Raw genomic sequence first — 22,815 nt, forward strand, 5'->3', positions numbered from 1 at the left:
TGTTGAGTGATGAAGTTATTTATAGTGTTATTGACCGGGGCTTTTATGTTAGCTACCGGAACTTCTGATGTTTTTGCCAAGAAAAAGGAGAAAGTGCAAACGGAAGCAAAATCGGATACGGTTCAGACTGCTTCTAAAAAGAGGAATACTCAATACCCACGTTTGTTTAAGAACAAAAGAGTGGTGACGAAGAAAGGGCTTATAACGATCCATAAGATTGATGATAAACTTTATTTTGAGTTTCCTAAAAGTTTGTTAGGACGTGATTTTTTGATGGGTTCTTCGATCTCGGCAACTAGTGATAATACCAGTGGTCTTGTCGGACAGACTATGACTACTCCGTTGCATATCCGTTTTGCCATACAAGAGGATCAGGTGTATATGCAGAATGTAACTCCCGTTTCCCGGATGGATGTATATAGTAATCAGTCTGATATCAGTAAGGCAGTAGCGAAAAGTAATATAACGCCGGACATGGAGTCATTCAAGATTGCGGCTTATAATATGGATAGCACAGCAGTGGTGTTCGAGGTGACTAAGTTCTTTCTTGCTGACAATAAACGTCTTCCTCTGTTTGACCAGAATAGCCCCTCTTTGGAGGATGAGAAATATGGCCAATTGGAGTTGAAAGCGGTGTTGAAAAAGAATCTTTCTTCCATCAGAAACTTTTATGTCTTTGATGATAATCTGGAGATCAATCTGGATATGAGCTTTTATCAATCTCTGCTTGCCAATAAAAAGGAAGTCAGAGGAGGAAATGTGCGGGTGAAGGCTGTTTATTCAATGCTTTTATTGCCGGAAGAGACAATGGCCTGGCGATTGGGCGATCCCCGGTTAGGGTATACATTTACCAAAAAGCAGAAGATATCAACAGAGAAAGACGGTACGGCCTTTTCATATTTGCAACATAAATGGAATCTACTGCCAGCTGACGAGGAAGTATATCGTCGGGGAGATTTGGTTGCTCCACGGAAACCGGTGGTGTTCTATATCGACAACGATTTTCCGGAGGCTTGGAAAAAAGCAATAAAAGAAGGTGTCAACTGGTGGAATGAAGCGTTCAAGATGGCTGGATTTAAGGAGGCTGTACAAACTGCGGATTTTCCTGCAAATGATACAACATTCTATGCCGGAAATTTGAAGTATTCTTGCATCCGTTATGTGCCTGTAAATCTCTCAAAGACTCAAAGCAAAGTTTGGGTGGATCCTCGCAGTGGAGAAATTATTAATGGAACTATTTTTGTTGGACATGATATAGCAAAGACGATAGCTAATCAACGTTTTATCCAAACAGCTCAAGCTGATAAACGTATGCGTGGTTTACAGTTGTCGGAAGAGATTTTATTAGAGAGTATCCGGCTTTATGTAGCTCGTGAAGTAGGTCATTGTTTAGGTTTGGCTGATAACGCTTCGGCTTCAGCTGCATTTTCTGTAGAATCATTGAGATCAGCTGCATTTACCGAACAAAACGGTATTGCTTCTTCAGTGATGGATGAACTTCCTTACAATTATATTGCTCAACCACAGGATGACAAGGTTCAGTTCGTTCAGAATAAGTTGGGAGCTTATGACTTATATGCGATCCAGATGGGATATATGCTCATTCCGGATACAAAGACACCCGAAGAAATCCGTGAAAAGATAATGAGATGGGTATCCATGAAGTCGGGAGATCCAGTTTATCGTTACGGCAAAGCTCAATATCAGGAGGCAGAATATGATCCGAGCGCATTGGGAGGTGATTTGGGTAACGATGCTGTTAAAGCGGGAAAATATGGAATCAGTAATCTGAAATATATCTTGGGAAACATCGATCAATGGGTGGAACAACAGGATTCGGATTATCGTTTCCGCATTCATATTTATCCGGAGATAGTTAATCAGTATAACCAATATTTGATGTATGCTTTTCAAAATGTAGGAGGATTCTATCTGTCCGAGCATATAGTGGGCGACCGTAATCAGGCTCTATCTGTTGTATCTAAAATTCAGCAGCGTGAAGCGGCTCGTTTTGTAATGAACGAGTTGTGCAATATGACTTGGTTGGATGATTCTTCCATACTTCGTAACATGCCGGTGCAGACTCCGGTTTATCAAAAGATGATGAAGGATTTTGCAAGTGTTTTGGTGTCTACCAAACGAGTGTCATTAGCTTATTACAAAGATAAGAACAGCTATTCTCCTGAAGAATATCTGAATGACGTTTATAATGGTATATGGGCATCGACCTTGAAAGGAAAATCATTGAACCGTGCAGAAATGCTACTTCAATATGAAGTGGTTGCCGCTATTTTGAGAAAGTTGCAGTTGCCTAATCACATGGAAACTACAGGTCGTGAAAAGAAGAAGAAGGTTGAAACGCTGCTACAGTCTACTCAGCCCGAAGTAAATACAGTTGGAGGATTCGGACCTTTGGGATATATCACCAATTTATCTAATGATAATCAGCTGCATTTGTATCATGGGCTGTTGATCCGTGTTCAGAAGTTAATGGAATCGCGTTTGAATTCCGGTTCTTATGAAACAAGGATGCACTATGGACAGTTGCTTGAGAAGATAGAAGATATACGTAATTGGTAAAATAATAAGAAAACACGATATGAGACGATTTTTGATAATTTGTCTGGCTGCGGTATTTACGTTGCCTGCTGCAGACGCAAATACGATTTTCTGGAAAAAGAAAAAAGACAAAACGGAAAAGAAAGAGAAAAAACTCAGCAAGTACGAAAAGCTGTTTAAAGACAAGAAGGTAGAAACTTCTAAAGGTCTGCTCACTTTACACTTTGTAGACAAGAAAAAGCTGCTCGTAGAGTTCCCCGTTTCACTCATGGGACGAGAATTTCTTTTAGGTTCTAAAGTAGTAGAAACCTCTGATATGGGAAATGGACCGGCAGGAACGATGTCGTATACTCCCCGTCATATCAAATTTTCAGTGGTAGATAGTACGCTGTATATGAAAGAAGTCAGCAGAACAGGACAGAACATGATATTCTCCAGTTCGGCAAATCAGAATATGCAGGAAGGACTGAAGAAGAATTCATTGTCAACCATTGTGGATGCTTTCACTATTGCTGCCTTTAATAAAGACTCTTCGGCCGTGGTGGTAGATATGACTTCCTATTTTGTATCTCACACGGAAGATATGAATCCTTTTTCGAGCGGTAAACGTACCATGGAATATGGTTCGGGTAGACAAGCTGTAAAATTCAGGGATGATTTATCGTACCTGACAGGAGTGAAGGCTTTTGGAGACAATGTTTCTATTCTCTCTAAATTGACTTACTTAATGAATCTGAGCGTAGGCGGACAACTTGCCAGTGTGGATGAACCTGTCAGCATGACAGTAAACCGTACCTTATTGTTGCTGCCTGAAAAACCGCAGATGCGTCCGCGCTTAGCCGACCCCCGAATTGGAATAGGTACTGTGGAAATGGAAAATATGGGTACGGAGGTTGATGGCTCCAGAATGGAACACCGGATGAAGCGTTGGAATCTGGAGGTTTCGGACGTTGATAAGTACAAACGTGGTGAACTGACAGAACCGAAAAAGCCGATTGTTTTTTATATGGATCCTAACTTCCCGGTAAGTTGGAGAGCAGCTGTAAAAGCAGGAGTAAATGACTGGAATAAGGCTTTTGAGGCTATCGGTTTCAAAGATGCTATTCAGGTGAAGGATTTCCCGAAAGATGATCCGGATTTTGATCCTGACAATTTAAAGTACAGTACGATTCGTTATGTTCCTACCGGAGTGGTAACGACTATGAAAGATGCATCGTTTGCTGATCCTCGTACGGGGGAAATCATGAATGCTTCCCTATACCTTTATCATGATTTGCTGAAGTGGAATAATATTCAGCGTTTTGTACAGACTTCTCAAGTGGATCCGGATGCACGTCATCTTCGTTTGCCGGATGATTTGATGAGTGAAACGCTTCGTTGTGCCGTTCGCCGGGAAGTGGGTTTTGCTTTAGGATTGATAGAGAATATGGCAGGTTCTTTTGCTATACCGACAGATTCTTTACGGTCGGCTTCTTATACGCAGAAATATGGAATAACTGCCTCTGTGATGGATGAAGTAGGTTCCAACTATGTGGCTCAACCGGGTGATAAAGGAGTGATGCTTTCTCCTAAATTGGGAGTGTATGACTATTATGCTATTAAAGTAGCCTACAAACCTATTTTAGAAGCACAAACTGCACAGGAAGAGAATAAGGTGGTACGCCAGTGGATTAGTGAGAAAAGCGGTGATCCGATGTATCGTTTTGGAACCAAACAGTATTTGCTGACTACATTCGACCCATCGGCTCTTTCTTTTGATTTAGGAAACGATGCGATTAAAGCCAGTACATACGGTATTAATAATTTGCGTTACATTGTAGCTCATATGCATGAATGGATGGATGCGGAAGATAAGAACTATGATTATCGTAATATGGTATTTCCGTTTATCGTACAGCAATTGAGAGGATACTTGTTTAATGTATATCGCAATATCGGTTCATTCTATTTGAATGAGCACTTTGTTGGTGACGCTAACGCAACTCTTACCGCAGTACCCAAGGATTTGCAAAGAGCTTCTTTAGATTTTCTGTTTACTCAACTGAAGGATTTGGAATGGATTGATGATGAAGACGTCATCAAGAAACTTTCATTCTCCGGTTCACAGGCCCGTAAGATTCTGAAGAATTATGTAGTAAAGGAAAAGAATGTGATTACAGACTTATATCAGACTAAGCGTGTTTCGTTGACGTACTATCGTGATCCGTCTTCTTATAGCCCGAAAGAATATATCGACGATTTATATGAATTAGTATGGCGTCCGACAATGGAGGGACGTTCGTTGACGGAACCTGAACGTATTATGCAGGCTGAATTCTTATCGAATGTGCGCAACAGTGTAGATATAAATGGTCAGAAGAGATGGTTCGGACAATACTATTTGTCGGATGATAACACAGACAAAGTAGGAGCTTTGGACGAAGAGGAAGATGGAGATGCTGAAAGCGCAATAGAGGAGCAGGGTTACGGCTCTCGTGCTGTCATGTATAATATAGCAACGGATAATCAGAATCATTTATGGTATGGCACTTATCAGAAATTGGCGGAGTTAGTCAAGAAACAACAAATGACTGGGGATGAACAGACGCGTGCCCACTATAAATATCTGTTGTTCTTGATGACGCGTTCTTGGAAAGATACTCCTAAAACTTAAATAAATCACATATATTATTTTGCATAAATAGAATATACAACACGAATTATGAAAAAAGTATTTCTTTTTTCCTTGTTATATCTTTTGTCGGTAGTTACGGTGGTAGCTCAACAGAAAGATAACAAGCAGCAAGTACAAAAAACAAAGGTTGAAAACAGTGAAGTGCCATCAGGGTACCGCGCGGTTTTTGGAAAAGTGGTCGATCAGGAAGGACTCCAACTGATTGGAGTGACTATTCGCTTGAAGGGTACCGATTTTGGTACTACTACGGATGTTAACGGAGAGTTTAAACTTTTTTATCCCGTTCGTAAGCATCCGGTGATTATTGTTTCCTATATAGGAATGGTGACAGAGGAAATCAGTTTGGGAGACGATGCGTCTAAAGATAAGGCGCGTGTTATTAAGTTGAAGGAAGATGCTGTGATGACTGATGAGGTGGTAATTACCGGTTACTCTAACATTAATAAGAAGAGTTTCACAGGTAACAGTGTACAGATCAAGAAAGAAGATTTGTTGAAAGTTTCTAAGACGAATGTATTCTCTGCTTTGCAGGCATTTGATCCATCTTTCCGTATTCAGGAAAATAGTCAGTGGGGATCAGACCCGAATGCTATTCCGGAACTTTATATCCGTGGTCGTTCAGGTATAGGCATCAAAGAGTTGGACTCGGAAACTGTTTCTAAATCCAACTTGCAGAATAATCCGAACCTCCCGTTGTTCATCATGGATGGTTTTGAAGTTTCAGCTACTAAATTGTATGACCTTGACCCTAACCGTATCGAGAATATCACAATTTTGAAAGATGCGGCTGCAACAGCCATGTATGGTTCACGTGCAGCAAACGGTATCGTCGTTATCACTACCGTTCCTCCCAAACCGGGCAAGTTGCAGATCGATTATAGCATGACCGGAACTTTGCAAATGCCGGACTTATCTGATTATAATCTGATGAATGCTTCTGAAAAACTGGAAACTGAACGGTTAGCCGGTTTCTATATTGGCAAGGATGCCGGTGAGCAATATACGCTCGACAGAGAATACTACGGTAAATTGCAAAATGTGAAACGAGGTGTCGATACGGACTGGATTTCGCAACCGGTTCATTCTGTATTCAATCATAAGCATAGTTTGTCTTTGACCGGAGGTACGGAAAATCTGCGTTTCTCTGTGGATTTGAGTTATAACAAATCTGATGGTGTGATGAGAGGCTCTTACCGTGACCGTACAGGTGGAGGTTTGGCTTTAGATTACCGTATCGGTCGTTTGCAGGTGCGTAACTATGTTTCTTATTCGTCAACACGTTCTAAAGAATCACCTTATGGAAGTTTCTCGGATTATACAACTAAACTGCCGTATGATACTTTCCGTGATGATGATGGTGATTATGTGACAAAAACAACCGAATGGCACAATTTGGGTATGGACAATCTGGCCAATCCTTTGTATGAGGCTACATTGAAAAGTTATGATCGTTCTAATGCGGACGAATTCATTGATAACTTGTCTGCCAACTGGTATATTAATGATCACTGGCAAATTAAAGGACAGTTTGCATTAACTAAAAGTTATTCAGAATCTCGTCGTTTCCTGGATCCGTTGTCTGCAAAGAATACAGATGCATTGAGCAGTACGAATAAAATATCCGGTGAATTGACTACCAGTAGTGGTAACTCCTTGTCTTGGGATATGAATGCTTTCCTTGCGTATAACCGGACTATTAAGGAACACAATATCAATCTGTCGGTAGGTATTAATGCCACCTCTTCGAGTGGCACAAGTACTTCGGCACGTTATATGGGTTTTCCCTCCGGCGACTTCGATTCTCCTAACTATGCACAAAAGATCTACGAAAAACCGGATTGGAGCGATACCAAATCACGACTGTTCGGTGCGTTGGCTACTTTAAACTATAGCTATCAGAATATTTATTTGCTTGATGCTTCGGTTCGTAGCGATGGCTCTTCAGAATTTGGTTCAGATAATAAAACAGCCTTGTTCTGGTCGTTTGGTCTGGGACTTGCTTTGCATAACTATGAGTTTATAAAGAAGTTGAGCTTCATTGATGAATTTAAAATTCGTGGAACTTATGGTTCTTCCGGTAAAGTAAACTTTGAGCCTTTTGCGGCAAAAACCGTTTATGAGATTAATGGTGATGAATGGTATGAAACCGGAATGGGTGCCAATATGATAGCGATGGGTAATGTGAATCTGGGTTGGGAAACTACTTACCAGACAGATTTTGGATTTGAGTTGGGTCTGTTAAAACGCTTGTTCTATATTTCGTTTGCTTACTATAACAAACGCACTGTAGACTTGGTGAATGATGTGACTATTCCCAGTTCTACCGGTTTCACTTCCTACAAAGACAATGTCGGAGAGATGCAGAACCGTGGATATGAATTTAATGTACGCAGTAATATCATTCGTAGACGTGATATGCAACTTTCATTATTTGCCAACTTGGGCCATAATGAGAATAAATTAGTGAAGATTTCTAATAGTCTGAAAGCTTATAACGATCTGGTCGATCAGAAATATGCAGAACTCGGTAACTACGATGCTGATGCAGCGAAACCTTTCCGTAAATACGAAGAAGGTGTTTCTACTACGGCTATCTCCGCTGTGAAATCTCATGGTATTGATCCGGCTACAGGAAAGGAAATCTTTGAGAAGCGCGACGGAACATTGACTACTAAGTGGGATTCAGCTGATATGATTAGTTGTGGTGATACCGAGCCGGATATTCAGGGAACATTTGGTTTCAACTTCTCTTGGAAGAAATTCAGCTTGTACACTACATTCATGTACGAATATGGCGGTCAACGATATAATTCAACATTGGTATCCAAGGTTGAAAATGCTGATATCTACAACTCTAACGTAGATAAACGTGTCCTTTCCGACCGTTGGAAAGAGCCGGGAGACAATGCTCGTTTTAAAGCATTATATAATGGCAAGAACAGTATTGAGATAACTAAATCATCGACTCGTTTCATTGAAGACTACAACTTGTTGTCATTGAATTCAATCACATTAGGTTATACTTTCGGGGCAGAACAAATCAAGAAATTGGGATTGAGTATGCTTCGTCTGGAAATAGGTGCTAATGACCTTGCCCGTTTCTGTACAGTGAAACAAGAACGCGGCTTGAGTTATCCTTACTCTCGAAGTGTCAATTTTACAGTGAATGCAAGTTTCTAAGTGGGTCGTGACAATTATTAAATAAAAGGAAGTATATGAAAATTAAGAATATTATATTAGTTTTATGTACGTCATTGACGTTTTGTTCCTGTTCCGATTGGTTGGATGTAAGTCCTAATAATCAGGTTGATGGAGAAGATCTGTTTAACTCTGGAAGTGGCTACCGCATTGCTTTGAATGGTATTTACAAGCAGATGTCCAGCCAGAATCTTTGGGGAGAAGAACTGACATGGGGAATGGCTGACGTATTGGGACAGCAATATACCAAATCTAATTTGGGAAGCACGGACTCCAAGTATTGGCAGGCCTGCCAGTATAAGTATACGGATAAAACACTGGAACCGGTTATTCAGAGCATCTGGTCTACCGCTTACAATGCGATAGCCAACTGTAATGAGTTGATTAAAAACATCGAAGCTGCCGATCCTGCTATTTTTCAGGGTAAAACGCTCGAACAAGATCTGATTCACGGAGAAGCATTGGCGTTAAGAGCGATGTTACACTTTGAGGTTCTTCGTTTGTTTGCTCCCAGTGTCGCAGCAGATGATGGAAAGAAATATGTTCCTTATTATGCGACTTTCCCTTCTGTGTCAGAGCCCTACCTGACAGTGAAAGAAGTACTGGCTAAAATAGAAAAAGATTTGGAAGAGGCACGTGATTTAGTGCAGACCTATGACAACCAGGAAGGTTATAAGTTGTTGATGACCAAAGCCTATCGCTTTGAAGGCGGTGATTTGGTAACTGACATGTTTTATGCCAGTCGTGGTTTTCGTATGAGTTATATTGCTATCACTGCTTTGCAGGCTCGCGTATTCTCTTATGCAGGAGAGTCGAAGAAAGCTTATGATGCAGCATCGGAAGTGATAAATTACACAGATGATAATGGAGAAAAGATGTTCACCTTTACTGCCAATGCCAGCTTTAATACGAATCCTAAAATGAAGGACGATTTAATTTTTGCTCTTTCAAATTCAAAGGAAGTAGAACTCTTCAAAGCATGGGATAATAGGGATGAAGATGGTGGAATGGTTTCTATTGACTATGACGATTATACAGAGATTCTCGATGAAAATGCTAATGACAGACGCTGGAATGAGACTGGTGGTATGATGGAAATTCATAGCGACTATGACTGGTATTGTGTGATCTCTAAGAAATATATGGATGATGCATCTTACACAGATCTTGATAAACGTATTATTCCTGTCATCCGTTTGAGCGAAATGCACTATATACGTGGTGAATATTTAGCAGAAACAGATCCGGTAGCCGGAACGGCAGAACTGGAAACGGTAGCACAGGCGCGTGGATGCACAGCCGGAATTTTCTCTTATATTTCTACTTTGGCGGAATATAAGATAGCGGTTCTGAAAGATGCCCGTAAAGAATTTCTTGGTGAAGGTCAGTTGTACTATTTTTATAAGAGATACAATATACTTCCTAACTCAAAGACCAATTTTATATTCCCATTGCCGGATAATGAGATGGTTTACTAATTTTATAGATAAATAGAAGATGAAAAAGATATATTTATTTTTGACTGCAATGGTCTTGGTGCTGACTGCATGTGAGAAAGACCAGATAGGCAGATACGATTTGGGATCGTATGTCTATTTTACACAGAAAGAAACCGCATCACAGAGCTTTTCTTTTTCTTACTATCCCGGACTTACCACTCATTCATTGGAATTTGAGGTGAATCTGATGGGAGACTTGTTGACAGAGGATAAAACTTTTGAATTATATATTGATACGGAAAAGACAACTGCTACTCCGGATATGTATGAATTGAATCTTCATCCGGTTTTTCATCAGGGAACTGCTACGGATCAGATAACAGTGACTTTAAAGAATCCGAATGATATATTGAAGGATAAAGAAGTAACCTTAGTGTTTGGCATTAAGGAAAATGAGAACTTCCAGCCGGGCTTTGTTGGCCAGCGAAGTATCACAATAAACTTTAATGATATAGCTAGCAAACCTTTGTGGTGGGATAGTACTGTTGAAAGTTACTTGGGTGCGTATGATGCTTATAAACTTGATGAGTTTATCAAATGTACGGGAGTCAACGACCTGACAGGTGTAGATGAAACCTTGATTAGAAAATATGCATTAGACTTCAAGGAATATATTGAAGAAAACGGATTGGATATTGATATTCCGGTTTATTAATGAGTAAAATGAATTTGAATATGAGAAAGAATATTTATGTTCTGCTGTTATTGTCTCTGATAATGGTTTTGGGAAGCTGCTATAGCGACAAAGGAAACTATGATTATGAGGATGTAAATGAGATAACAGTTGATTTAGGAGGGGCTAAATATACCTATGTTGTAGGAAATGTAGCCAAATTGGAACCGACTCTTACTTTTGCTACACGCGAAATTGCAGAATCAGAATTAGAATATAACTGGACATTGAATGGTGAGTTTATCTCTGACAAACGGGTATTGGAGTTTACCGTAGAGAAAATAGCAAGCCAGGTGGAATGTCAGTTGCGTGTAACTAACCCGAAGACCGGTCTTACATACATCGGTCGTACAGCGATGGACTTTACGCAGAAATACAACTTATATGGTTGGTTGGTGTTATCGAAAGATGAACAAGCCTCTTATCTGAACTTTATGACTGCAACGGGTACTGACGCGCAGGTTTATGAGGAACATCTAAAAGTTTATCAAGAACAAAATAGAGAAACTCTTCCTAAAGAAACAGTGGGGTTGCTGGAACATTTCCGCTCGGGAGGTTCAGGCAGCAATCCTTCTTCTGTCTGGATTGTGAATCCGAAAGCTGATAAGTGTGTGGATTTGGAAGGTGCTGCTTTTACTAAAGACCTTGTTCTGCCGGATGCTTTTCTGGAACCCAGTTTTACAAGTAATCTGACAGTAAAACAGATTGCGGAATTAAAGTGGTTGACTGTCGTAGTAGATCAGAATGGAAAAGCATACACGCGTAAAAAGTTATTGGAGAAAGCTTTTCATACAGGCAAATTCCTGTCAACACCATTGACTTTCGAAAATAAAGAGGTAAAAGTGGATAGATTTCTGATTATACCGGAAATGCGTGCTTTGGATATGGCGTTTGTAGAAGGTGAAAAGGGACAGCATCAACGTATTTTGGCTCTAATGGATTATGACAAGCAGTCTGCAGGTAAAGTGCTTCAATTTACAGTAAAGCAAGAAGACTATGATAAGAATGGTTTTTATGATGCACCGAAGTTGGACGATTTGTTAGATTATGAGGTTGTGTATCTAGGTTATGCCCGGCCGAAGACTACAGGGCTGACGGATGGTACATATGTTATGACCTTGATTTTGAAGAGAGGAAGTGAGTATTTATATCAGGAATATTCTGTGAATAAGGCTTCAACAAGTAATCAAGTAACAGCTATCCCATTAGTGAACAAGTCAATAAACTTTAGCAGTCAATTGGAGGGAGCTGTTATTTATACAGCACCTTATATTAATAATAGAACCTATTTATTGGTAGGTAAAGGACATGATCTTTATTATGTCGATCGGACAACGATAGATAAAGATCCTTTGAAACTGTTGAAAACATTTGATGAAGATGTAACAGCTTTGAATGCGGAAACCTCACAAGGTAACCAGCTGGGAGTCGGATTGGCCAACGGGAAATTCTTTGTTCTCTCTTTAAAAACTGCAAATTTAGGGGAGATTTTAGGAGATTCTAAGAAAGAAGAGTTGGAGAGATATTATCAGATGAGTGGAAAAGTCTTTGATATTCGCTATCGTTTCAGATACAGTAATGGCTGGACTTAATAACAGCACTGTGTAGTGAGATATAAAAAGAATCCCGGTAGTTGTTGAACTATCGGGATTCTTTTTTTAGTTATTTTTTTACTCCGTATACTTCCGTATGAATTTTATTCTTGATTGTTTCAAAATCCTTTTCACAATCCAATTCTCCGTGTACCATTAAATACATGGGCAGAAAATCATCTCCGGGCTTGTAAGGAGGTTGGCTATAGTCTTTTTCCCATAGCGTAAAGCCTTGACGTTGATAAAAGCTGATACGTCGTTTTGCCATTTCCTCTACCGGACGTTCTACTTCCAATACGATCGGGCGTTTCAAATAATTGCACAAGTATTCCAGCGTGCGTTTTCCATAGCCTCCATTTCGCAGGGCGGGATTGGTTGCAAAGTGTTCTACATAGTAGAAACTGTCAAAATCCCAATAGGTAATGAAGCCGACTGGCAGGTCATCATCAAAGATGATGTTATTATGAAAGTTGCCCGTACGATCAGTGTACTCGCGCAGTTGTTCCAACTGACGGTACTCTTCCGGTGGAAACGAATCAATTAGAAGCTCTTCCATGAATTTGTAATGTTGCAGATCCGACGTACTAATTGGTTGAAGTCTAATCATGAGGTTTGGGTTTTAAGTTTGACAATAATATAATTGTATTCCATTAAGGAACATAAAATTCAATCATTCGACGGATGGCACGTTGACAAACCGGACAAAACTCCGGATATTCGTTTGTTTTCATGCGACAGTCATAAGCCGGACGATAAATGCCTTTGGCAGAGTAGCCACCTCCTTCATATATTCCTACGGGATATTTCTTTTTTTCAGCAATAGGGGTCGGGATCGGGGTACCTGACGGAAGCATATCTTTCCATTTGGAAGCGAAGTTCACACGTGTTGAAATATTCTGTTCCCATGGTTCGACATCCAGCGGATAAGTATCTGTCATCACATCATCATCATAGAAATATTCGTCAGCTAATCCACCGAAACTGTGTCCGAATTCGTGTACGACTACCGGCTTGAACATCGGGTGATGGGCCGTGGTCAGCGTATACGAATTGTATATTCCACCACCACCATATACATCCGTGTTAGCCAGGATAATGATATGTTCGTAGGGGATGCCTGCCAATGCATTATGGATAGACTTTACCCGGCTGGTAGTCAGATAACGGTCCGAGTAAAAAGTATCGAAATGGGAGTGAACCGCCGTTTGTTTCCACTGATTTTCGCGGGGAACACTGACACCACTGTCCGTAGAAGGACTGGCTACGGCAACAATATTAAATTTACCCTTCATGGAGCGGAACGGCTCATACGAAAACAAACTTTCGCAGGTACGTTGGGCATCTTGGTAGAAAATATCCATTTCTTTTTCTGTGTATCCTTCTGCAAGGATGGCAACATCTATGCAGTCTTTTTCATTACCACTTTGAAGCATATACCGATGCGGAGTGACATGTGATCCTCCCCGTTTATGAACCAATATATCATCCGGACGCACGATATGTTTGTAGGTAGCCATTATTTTCTTTCGCGGAGAATATAAAGTGACTTCTACCTCCACAGGCTGTTTAGGATAAGGAAGAAGGAAAGTATTCTCAAATCCTTTGGCTGTTTCTTTAGCTTCGTCTGTGGACAGCCACTCTTGAAACAAAGAAGAGAATGACGTTTTGTAGATACACTGTTTGCTGGCAAGGTCTTTCACTATAATTTGTCCGTTGCCTTCCAATGGAAGTTCCGAAAGATGATGTTGACGTCCTGCCCAGGTAGGAAGTTGTGATAGCTCATCCAGATAAATAGCCTGTTGTGTAGCATCCCCGGTAAAGATATAATCCACTCGCAATGTTTTGTTCTGAAAATAATCAGCAAAATTCTGTGCATAACTTCCTATAGAAGTACAGAAACACAGAATAATACAGCAAATATGTTTCATATTAATGGTATATTTATGTTTTTCGCAAAGGTACGAACTATTGTTGACTTATCCGCTTTCTGCAAATAAAAGTAATAGATTATAGTATTTGTTGTCGAAAAATCGCTAACTTTGCATAAAAGATTCATTGATAAAAACAATTTGATTCAAAAATGGGACATCATCAATTAGATGCTTTAGATGAGCAAATTCTGAAACTGATTGCAGGGAATGCGCGTATTCCTTTTTTGGAAGTAGCACGAGCATGTAATGTTTCCGGCGCTGCAATCCATCAGCGTATTCAGAAGCTTACTAATTTAGGTATATTAAAAGGTTCGGAATATGTCATCGACCCCGAGAAAATCGGATATGAGACTTGCGCTTATATTGGTATATATCTGAAAGATCCCGAATCCTTTGATTCGGTAACGAAAGCTTTAGAAGCTATCCCCGAAGTGGTGGAATGTCATTTCACTACCGGAAAATATGATATGTTTATCAAAATTTACGCAAAGAATAACCATCATTTATTGAGTATTATTCACGATAAGCTGCAACCATTGGGGTTGGCACGTACCGAAACATTAATCTCCTTCCATGAAGCCATTAAGCGGCAGATGCCAATCATGGTCGACATAGAAGATGAAGATTAATCGTTATTTTCTCACGTAATCAACAAAAGCATAGGAGCAGAGATGTTTCTCATCCGCAGGATGAGCTTCTCTGCTTTTTTCTTGCCACATCTCTGGCGATACTTCCGGAAAATAGGCGTCGGCTTCGGGAGCCATATCATCTATTTCTGTCAGGCAAAGTTCGTCAGCGAAAGAAAGGGCCTGCTGATAAATACTTGCTCCTCCTATAATATAAATGTGTTCCTCCTCTTTACAACTTTGCAAAGCTGCTTCGAGTGAAGGGAAAACTTCCGCACCGGGACATTCTGTAGCCGGGTTGGAAGATAAAACGATGTTTCTGCGATTGGGTAATGCGCCTTTCGGTAGTGACTCGAAAGTTTTGCGTCCCATCAGTATGGTGTTTCCGGTAGTTAATGCTTTGAAACGTTTCAAATCATTGGGTAACCAGAAAAGAAGTTTGTTCTCGAAGCCGATAGCCATACGGCGGTCTACGGCAGCAATGATAGATATTTTACTCATAAAGTTACACGGCTACTGCTCCTGCAATATGCGGATGCGGGTCATAGTTCACTAATTCAAAGTCCTCAAATTTGAAGTCGAAGATACTCTTCACATCCGGATTGATCTTCATTTGTGGCAATGGACGAGGTTCACGTGATAATTGGAGCTTCACTTGTTCCAAGTGGTTCAGGTAGATATGTGCATCACCGAAGGTATGAACAAAATCTCCGGCTTTCAGTCCCGTCACTTGTGCCATCATTTGCAGCAATAATGCGTATGATGCAATATTAAAAGGAACACCCAGAAAAATATCTGCACTGCGTTGATACAGTTGCAGGCTCAACCGTCCGTCTGCTACATAAAACTGAAAGAAAGCATGGCAGGGAGGCAAATTCATATTATTCAAATCTGCTACGTTCCAGGCGCTTACAATGATACGGCGTGAATCCGGATTATGTTTGATTGTTTCCACCACTTCACTGATCTGGTCGATAAATCCACCGTTATAGTCAGGCCATGAACGCCATTGATAACCATAAACATGTCCTAAGTCGCCGTTCTCATCCGCCCATTCGTTCCAGATGCGCACTCCATGTTCCTGAAGATATTTCACATTAGTATCACCTTGCAGAAACCAAAGCAATTCGTATATGATTGATTTCAGATGTAGTTTCTTGGTTGTCAGGCACGGGAAACCGTCATCAAGATTAAAACGCATTTGGTGACCGAAAACGCTGATGGTTCCGGTTCCGGTACGGTCACTTTTTTCTGTACCTTCGGTTAGTACACGATTGAGTAAATCCAGGTATTGTTTCATAATGAATAAGTTGTGGTGAAAATGATTCTCCGCACAAAATTACAAAAATGGAGTGAATAAATTAGCAAACCAGCCGACGAACTTCTTCCACGGGGAGCGCTTTTTCCAGAATTCAGGCGTTAGTTGAGTGCAATGCTCGATATCGTTCCGGAACATTGTATTTAATTCACCCGTTATTTTGGTATCAAAGATAAAGGCATTTGTTTCGTAATCATAGCGCAAGCTGCGGCTGTTCAGGTTGGCAGTGCCAACTGTACAGAACAAATCATCCACCATCATTATTTTAGAGTGATGAAATCCACCGTTATACATATAGACAGTAGCTCCTCTTTTCATCAGTTTGTGCAACTTATAAAGTGCGGCATCCGGAGTAAACGGGATATCGGAGGCAGAAGAAACCATGATTGTAACATTTACGCCTCGGTCGATTGTCCGGTTCAACGCCTTTTTGATAGAAGAAGTCGGTACAAAATAAGGATTGACGATATGAACATTCTTTTGGGCCGAATAGATGCTCATGGCATAAGCGTGGCTTAACATACGGCTATTCTTTTTCGGGGTACGGTCTACGATTGCTACCACAATATTCGTACTGTCCGTTTGTTCCTCATGTTGGGGGAAATAAGCGGCTCCACCTACATTCTGCTTGGTTTCCTTATTCCAGATCGTTAGGAATATCTCCTGCAGATCATTGACGGCATCCCCTTCAATGCGTGTGTGCATATCACGCCAGGTTCCGATTTTGGGTAGTCCGTTAATGTAGTAGTCAGCGATATTCATACCACCGGTATAAGCCACTTTTCCATCGATGACAGCTATTTTCCGGTGATCGCGATGGGCAGCGTGATTGATATAAGGGAAAGTGAACGGATCGAACTTGACAATCTCGATTCCTTGTTCACGTATTTTCTTGAGATGTTTCTTTTTAAGTGGTTTGTTGTTCGACCAGTTTCCGAATGCATCGAACATAGCTCGTACTTCGACCCCTTCTTTCACTTTTTCGGCCAGCAGGGCAAATAAAGCATTGGCGATGGAGTCATTTCGGAAGTTGAAATATTCCAGATGGACGTGGTGTTTAGCTTCCCGGATGGCTTCAAACAAATCGATAAACTTCTCCCGTCCGCTTTTTAGCAGTTTTACCTTATTATTATCAGATATAGGGATTCCCGATTCTTGTAAATAGCGTAGCACAAGGGAATCGCTGGTTAATCCGATTGAGTCCCTGGGATGTATCATCAGACTGTCGATGATACCTGCCTGAACACTCAATATAGGCAGGAACAGAAATAAAATAAATATACGTAATTTCAAAACTCTTCTCACTCTTTTAGTTTACAGAAGAACAAAGATACGATATCTAAGTTTGGGCTCCTTTGCTAACAAGGGCAAATTTATCATTCTTTAACGAAATAACTTCTTTCCGTAACTACTCAGGTATCTTTTCCTGAAAATTGAAAAAGTAATCCAAACTCTCTTACCTGTTGAAATGTATCTGATAACTTTATGCCAATCCCCTTTCTCTATTATCCCCTAGATATTACTTTTGCATTCAATGATTGAGCAGGTAACAGACATATCTAAGTTCTTATCGGAGATGAACGAGAAATTCTCTTCGATGGAGCAAACTATATCTGAGCAAGGTGCTGATATTAGCCGTCTTTATCGTATTATTGATCAGAAGGATAAAGAGATTCATGTATTAAAGAAACGTTTATCCAAATATGAAGGACCTGATAAGGATAGTCATAATAGTAGTATTCCTCCTTCCCAAGAATCGCTTCCTGCCAAAGTCCTCCGTCGGACACAGTCTTTGCGCAAGAAGTCAGACCGTAAGAACGGTGGTCAATTTGGTCATCCCGGCTCTACTTTAGAAACGAGCACTTCTCCTGATTTTATCGAAGAACATAAATCTGACTATTGTGAATGTTGCGGCAGTTCTTTGACTGGGGCTGAGTCTATTTGTAGCGGAGTCTCCCAAGTGGTTGATATACCTTTACCCCGTCCCCAAGTAAAAGAACATCGCTCTTTTGATGTGACTTGTTCTTGCGGCCACATTAATAAATGCCCGCTCCCCAAAGAATGTAGTAAACGGATTTCATACGGCAAGACTATTCAGTCTCTGGTGTCTTTTCTTAGCCATGTTCAATGTGTTTCATTTGAACGTATCTGTGAAATACTCAAAGAAATTTTCTCTTTGTCTATTAGTCAAGGTACAGTGCGGAACATGCTTACTAAAATAGGGACTAAATCAAAAACTGTTTGTGACCAAATTCGCAGGCGCATAGCCGAATCCACAGTTGTTGGCGCTGATGAAACGGGACTATATGTCAATAGTGCACTTAATTGGGCATGGATATTCCAAACGGATCAGTTAACCTATGTATACCAAGACAAGTCCAGAGGAATGAAGGCTATAAACAACCATTTTCCTGATGGATTGCCCAATGCTGTATTAGTCACAGATCGACATGGTAGCTATTTCAATATGGAAGTAAAGAATCATCAGGTATGCATTGCACATCTGTTAAGGAACATTCAATACCTTACTGAACTTGACCCTAAGCAGAACTGGTCTAAAAAAGTGAGTACACTTCTTAGAGAGGCGATACACATCCGTAAGACTACAAGCTTTGAAGTAATACCAATAACCACTATAAAAGACAGATTGGACCGATTGCTAAATGAAAGCGTAGCACATCTGCATGAGGATTTCCAGAAGTTCAAAAATGGTCTCTTCAAATGTAAGGATTATCTTTTTACCTTCCTGCAAAACCCAGATGTTCCTTATGATAATAATGCCAGCGAAAGAGGTATTCGAAAAATAAAGGTAAAGCAAAAAGTCAGCGGATGTTTTCGTACAGAAAAAGGGGCTAACACTTTTATGAACGTCCACTCCGTTGCTGAAACCGCTAAGAAAAACGGAAATTCTAAATACAAGGCTATTCTTGCTGTTCTTGAACAGTGAGAAGTATCAATATGACTTTATACCTGAGTAGTTACTTCTTTCCAGGAGTTAATTATGCCATCGAAGCAACCTTTCGTGTAGCCATGAATAATAGTACAACAGCTGCGATAATAATTGACTTCGGATCAAGGCTGGAAGTGTCATGATTAATCATACCGATAAATACTTCTCTTATGGTTCCCCAAGCTGCTTCCAATCCGCCTAACCATACAAAAAGTGCGGCCGCCACAGTCATCACGAAAGCGCTCCAGATACGAGCCAGGCGATTACTACGATCGGGTAAGTGGTGCATGACACGGCGACTGAATCCGTTATCTGCTATTTCCTGCTTGTTTTCTGCGAAGAAATCGCGCAAGAGCTTATCATTGTCTATTTCTGTCATAACCGTTTTGTTTTAAATACGTTGCTAATTTTTCTTTCCCGCGTGACAGATGGCTTTTCACTGTCCCTGACGGTACTCCTACAATCCCTGCAATTTTGTCGATACTAATGTCCTCCATGTAGAACAACGTGATGCAGGTCCTTTCCACTTCTTTAAGCATTTTGAGTGACTGGTAGACATCCATTTTTTGCCCGATATTCTCCTGTTCGGTGCTGTTGATGGCGTCTATTTCTCTTGTATCCAAGTCGGCTGTCTCTTTCCGGCTGCGAATATAATCATAAAAAACATTATAAGCAATACGATATAGCCACGTAGAGAAACTTGACAAGTTCCGGAAAGAGGCAATGTTCGTATACGCTTTGATAAATGTATCTTGCGCAAGGTCGTCACTCAATTCGCTGTCGCCGCAAGTCAGGTTCAGGAAGAATCGCCGGATGGGCGCCTGATACTCCTTCACCAACTGGTCGAAGGCCCTGGTGTTTTTGAACACCACGACCTGTGCGACTAACGATATATCATTGAGTTGGCTCATTTATTCTCGTCGTTCTTTTCTTCGTTTACTCCATTGTCTTTCTCTTCGGATTCGGAAGGGATGATTTCAAAACTATCGGTTTTAACGTTATTCGGGTTCTTTTTTTCATCCTTATTGCCTGTATATATCCTGGTAGCATTTGCGTCTTGAGTCTGTTGTTTACTACCGATAATCCATTGTCCGATGCCCATGAATGTAACGAGTAAGCCGATAGCTCCAATTCCAAATTCACCGGTGATTGCCCAGAGGAAGATAAAAAGACCGATACCAGTAAAGGTGTTCTTGATGCCTTGTGAACGCGAATCGACTGTTTTGGTTTCGCGGATAAACTCTGCCGGAAGCGGTTGGCCGGCAGCAAGTGCCTGTTCGGCAAGGCGATAACGTGCTTTACGGTTTTTGTAACGGAAGAAGAAAATTACAAATAGAATGAATACCGGAAATCCGAATACGGCAACGATTGCTATGATTGCTACCAGAATACCTCCGCCGGCACTAACATTATTGAAGGGGAAATCACTGTCATCCGACTCGAATGTGAAGCTGGCTTTGCCATGAGTGGTATTTACATTACTTGAGCCTGTATCTACTTCTGTAGAATCAGCGTTCACTGTATCTACGCCAATCACTGTGACAGCAGTATTGTTCGTATTTGCTTTATTGTCTTTAGCTACAATTACTTTTACTTTTCCGATGGAATCACGAACAACGGTAGTCTGGGCAACAGCCAGTGTGCAAGTGGTCAGTACAACCATCAATGCTAATAGAAAATTTTTCATATCAATAGTTTTTTAATTTATTTCTTTATCTGTTAGACGTAGTTAATATCATAGAAAGTTGCAAAGAGACGAAATATTTTTGATATTTGCGGAAATTAATAACCGAAAGATGAAATTACCTGCTTCTTTTATAGACTACACCCGCGCTCTATTGGGCGATGAAGAATACGACAAACTGGCCGTTGCCCTCCAACAGGAACCATCGGTTAGCATCCGGTTGAATCAATTGAAAATCAATCATTCTTTATCGGATAAAGTACCTTGGTCTTCCGAAGGATTCTATTTGGAGGAGCGTCTCACTTTCACGTTCGATCCCTTATTCCATGCAGGCTGTTATTATGTTCAGGAAGCTTCTTCCATGTTTGTGGAGCAGGTACTCCGGCAATATATCACCGGACCGGTGAAGATGTTGGATCTTTGTGCGGCTCCCGGTGGAAAATCGACTCATGCCCGTAGTATACTTCCCGAAGGGAGTCTGTTGGTAGCCAATGAGGTAATCCGGAATCGTTCGCAGATTCTTGCTGAAAACCTGACGAAGTGGGGACATCCGGATGTGGTAGTGACCAATAATGATCCGGCAGATTTTTTGGCTTTACCCTCTTTCTTTGATGTGATTCTTACAGATGTTCCCTGTTCCGGTGAAGGTATGTTCCGTAAAGACCCGGTAGCTGTGGAAGAGTGGAGCCCCGAGAATGTGGAAATCTGTTGGCAGCGCCAGCGACGGATTATTGCGGATATCTGGGATGCGTTGAAGCCCGGAGGTATTCTTATATATAGTACGTGTACATTTAATACAAAAGAGGATGAAGAGAATGCACGTTGGATTCAACAAGAGTATGGAGGCGAACCGTTAACTGTACAGGTGCAGGAGAATTGGAATATAACAGGAGATCTTTTGTCAGATAAAGGGGATCATTCTAAATCTTTTATTCCCGTCTATCATTTTTTTCCTCATAAGACGAAAGGTGAAGGCTTTTTTCTGGTGGCTTTTCGTAAGCCGGAGACGGAAGAAGAGATCCCGGTATCTTCTTTCGCGAAAGAGAAAGTTTTCAAGAAGAAGGATAAGAAAGGAACAGCAGCATCTTCTCCTGTATCGAAAGAACATCTGAATATGGCTAAAAGCTGGTTGAATGATGAAAATTCGGACAAGTATCTTTTATTGGCGGAAGGAACAAATATCCGGGCTTTTTCGCAGTACTACACTAATGAATTGACGATGATGAAGCAAAGCCTGAAAATCGTGTCGGCAGGGATTGAGATAGGCGAGGTGAAAGGAAAGGATTTGATCCCTAACCATGCATTGGCAATGTGTACCTCCCTTTTGTGTCGGGAAGCATTCGCTATGGAAGAAATAAGTTATGAACAGGCTATCACTTATTTACGAAAAGAGGCCATTACCTTACCGGCAACAGCCCCTCGTGGGTATGTTTTGCTCACTTATCGGCATATCCCTCTCGGATTTGTGAAGAATATCGGTAATCGTGCCAATAATCTTTATCCGCAAGAATGGCGCATCCGTAGTGGATACTTACCGGAAAATATACGCATCTTGTCAGAAGACGTTACTGATTAAGGCAGTATTCCCGCAGGCATTTCCTGTTGGGAAAGACTAAAGCTAAGCTGTCTGCCTTTTCCGATTTCTGTGCCTTCAGCTATTTCTTCCAGCGTGTAGGAAGGAGGAGGTGCAGGTGATGTCCGCGTTTCTCCAATGGGCGGAGTGTTCCAGTTCAGATTTAGGCTTTTATCCAACCGGTGAAATAAGTATGAGTTTCCCCATATAATGAATTTATGATTGGAAACAGGTGTTGCCATATCTTCCGAAAAAGTGAGGGTTAGTGTCACTTTCTCATCGTCTCTTTCTTCTTTTTCCAGTTTGTAACTTCCTTGGGTTATTAATTCAAGTCCGGATGAAAAGGCGGTCTGTTCTCCCTGTTTGAAAAAATAAGCATCCCGTGCGTGGTTGTTAATCAGAAAAATGTCGGAAATACCGGGTAGAAGATTCGCATCTCCGTTGGGTAAGTTAGACAAGTAGCTGCGGAGCAACTTTATATTTTCTCCGCAGCTACTTGGGGGCACGTGTAAAAACCTGTGTTTTCGTTTGTTATTTT

At 40.9% G+C, this 22,815-nt stretch carries 17 protein-coding genes and 1 pseudogene; 9 read left to right on the top strand and 9 right to left on the bottom strand.

All coding sequences use genetic code 11. The annotated features are described in order from the left end of the window. Positions 1 to 9: 9 nt before the first annotated feature. From CJF29_RS04960 to CJF29_RS04985, 6 genes are read left to right on the top strand one after another with little or no spacing between them, the layout of a single operon-like run. Positions 10 to 2,580: a zinc-dependent metalloprotease gene (locus CJF29_RS04960; RefSeq protein WP_099146818.1), complete on the top strand. Its 2,571-nt coding sequence runs from the start codon at positions 10 to 12 to the stop codon at positions 2,578 to 2,580. 19 nt (positions 2,581 to 2,599) lie between these two features. Next, positions 2,600 to 5,212 (top strand): zinc-dependent metalloprotease, encoded by a 2,613-nt coding sequence (locus CJF29_RS04965; protein ID WP_099146817.1) that lies wholly within the window; start codon positions 2,600 to 2,602, stop codon positions 5,210 to 5,212. A gap of 48 nt (positions 5,213 to 5,260) precedes the next feature. Beyond that, entirely contained in the window at positions 5,261 to 8,413 is a 3,153-nt protein-coding gene (locus tag CJF29_RS04970) for a SusC/RagA family TonB-linked outer membrane protein (protein ID WP_008998806.1), read from the top strand. 35 nt (positions 8,414 to 8,448) lie between these two features. Then, positions 8,449 to 9,909 (top strand): RagB/SusD family nutrient uptake outer membrane protein, encoded by a 1,461-nt coding sequence (locus CJF29_RS04975; protein ID WP_008998805.1) that lies wholly within the window; start codon positions 8,449 to 8,451, stop codon positions 9,907 to 9,909. A gap of 19 nt (positions 9,910 to 9,928) precedes the next feature. Further along, a complete protein-coding gene (locus tag CJF29_RS04980; protein WP_004306801.1) occupies positions 9,929 to 10,585 on the top strand; it encodes a DUF4843 domain-containing protein in 657 nt (218 codons plus the stop codon). 20 nt (positions 10,586 to 10,605) lie between these two features. Then, on the top strand, positions 10,606 to 12,195 hold the full coding sequence (locus CJF29_RS04985) for a PKD-like family lipoprotein (RefSeq protein ID WP_099146828.1): 1,590 nt from the start codon (positions 10,606 to 10,608) through the stop codon (positions 12,193 to 12,195). A gap of 70 nt (positions 12,196 to 12,265) precedes the next feature. On the opposite strand, the gene CJF29_RS04990 is transcribed toward CJF29_RS04985, so the two are convergent. Further along, positions 12,266 to 12,802 (bottom strand): GNAT family N-acetyltransferase, encoded by a 537-nt coding sequence (locus CJF29_RS04990; protein ID WP_099146816.1) that lies wholly within the window; start codon positions 12,800 to 12,802, stop codon positions 12,266 to 12,268. 43 nt (positions 12,803 to 12,845) lie between these two features. Then, the gene (locus CJF29_RS04995) at positions 12,846 to 14,123 is read right to left on the bottom strand and encodes an IgA Peptidase M64 (protein ID WP_099146815.1); all 1,278 of its coding nucleotides are present in this window, start codon (positions 14,121 to 14,123) and stop codon (positions 12,846 to 12,848) included. 152 nt (positions 14,124 to 14,275) lie between these two features. On the opposite strand from CJF29_RS04995, the gene CJF29_RS05000 reads away from it, so the two are divergent. Continuing rightward, entirely contained in the window at positions 14,276 to 14,755 is a 480-nt protein-coding gene (locus tag CJF29_RS05000) for an Lrp/AsnC family transcriptional regulator (protein WP_004297952.1), read from the top strand. A gap of 3 nt (positions 14,756 to 14,758) precedes the next feature. Here CJF29_RS05000 and CJF29_RS05005 read toward each other — a convergent pair whose 3' ends face one another. From CJF29_RS05005 to cls, 3 genes are read right to left on the bottom strand one after another with little or no spacing between them, the layout of a single operon-like run. Beyond that, positions 14,759 to 15,253 carry a dihydrofolate reductase gene (locus tag CJF29_RS05005; protein ID WP_008998801.1) on the bottom strand — a complete coding sequence of 165 codons (495 nt, stop codon included), beginning with the start codon at positions 15,251 to 15,253 and terminating at the stop codon, positions 14,759 to 14,761. Positions 15,254 to 15,257: 4 nt separating this feature from the next. Beyond that, positions 15,258 to 16,052: a thymidylate synthase gene (locus tag CJF29_RS05010; RefSeq protein WP_004311691.1), complete on the bottom strand. Its 795-nt coding sequence runs from the start codon at positions 16,050 to 16,052 to the stop codon at positions 15,258 to 15,260. 39 nt (positions 16,053 to 16,091) lie between these two features. Further along, positions 16,092 to 17,363 (bottom strand): cardiolipin synthase, encoded by a 1,272-nt coding sequence (gene cls / locus CJF29_RS05015; protein ID WP_004311690.1) that lies wholly within the window; start codon positions 17,361 to 17,363, stop codon positions 16,092 to 16,094. Between the two features lie 241 nt (positions 17,364 to 17,604). On the opposite strand from cls, the gene tnpC reads away from it, so the two are divergent. Then, entirely contained in the window at positions 17,605 to 19,017 is a 1,413-nt protein-coding gene (gene tnpC, locus CJF29_RS05020; protein ID WP_229112578.1) for an IS66 family transposase, read from the top strand. A 52-nt stretch (positions 19,018 to 19,069) separates the two neighbouring features. Here tnpC and CJF29_RS05025 read toward each other — a convergent pair whose 3' ends face one another. From CJF29_RS05025 to CJF29_RS05035, 3 genes are read right to left on the bottom strand one after another with little or no spacing between them, the layout of a single operon-like run. After that, on the bottom strand, positions 19,070 to 19,399 hold the full coding sequence (locus CJF29_RS05025; RefSeq protein WP_099147644.1) for a DUF5056 domain-containing protein: 330 nt from the start codon (positions 19,397 to 19,399) through the stop codon (positions 19,070 to 19,072). Further along, positions 19,380 to 19,931: an RNA polymerase sigma factor gene (locus CJF29_RS05030; protein ID WP_099147645.1), complete on the bottom strand. Its 552-nt coding sequence runs from the start codon at positions 19,929 to 19,931 to the stop codon at positions 19,380 to 19,382. Before CJF29_RS05030 ends, CJF29_RS05025 begins: the two co-directional genes overlap by 20 nt. Further along, complete coding sequence (locus CJF29_RS05035) at positions 19,928 to 20,707, bottom strand: DUF6249 domain-containing protein (RefSeq protein WP_074560198.1); 780 nt, start codon at positions 20,705 to 20,707, stop codon at positions 19,928 to 19,930. The genes CJF29_RS05030 and CJF29_RS05035 overlap by 4 nt, the downstream gene beginning before the upstream one ends. Before the next feature lie 109 nt (positions 20,708 to 20,816). On the opposite strand from CJF29_RS05035, the gene CJF29_RS05040 reads away from it, so the two are divergent. Then, a complete protein-coding gene (locus CJF29_RS05040) occupies positions 20,817 to 22,280 on the top strand; it encodes a methyltransferase RsmF C-terminal domain-like protein (RefSeq protein ID WP_074560206.1) in 1,464 nt (487 codons plus the stop codon). Here the strand turns inward: CJF29_RS05040 and CJF29_RS05045 are convergent. After that, positions 22,277 to 22,762: pseudogene (locus tag CJF29_RS05045) on the bottom strand (hypothetical protein); the annotation flags it as partial. The gene CJF29_RS05040 and the pseudogene CJF29_RS05045 sit on opposite strands and share 4 nt — an antisense overlap. Positions 22,763 to 22,815 lie beyond the last annotated feature (53 nt).

The sequence above is a fragment of the Bacteroides celer genome, assembly GCF_002632415.2.
Taxonomy (GTDB): domain Bacteria; phylum Bacteroidota; class Bacteroidia; order Bacteroidales; family Bacteroidaceae; genus Bacteroides.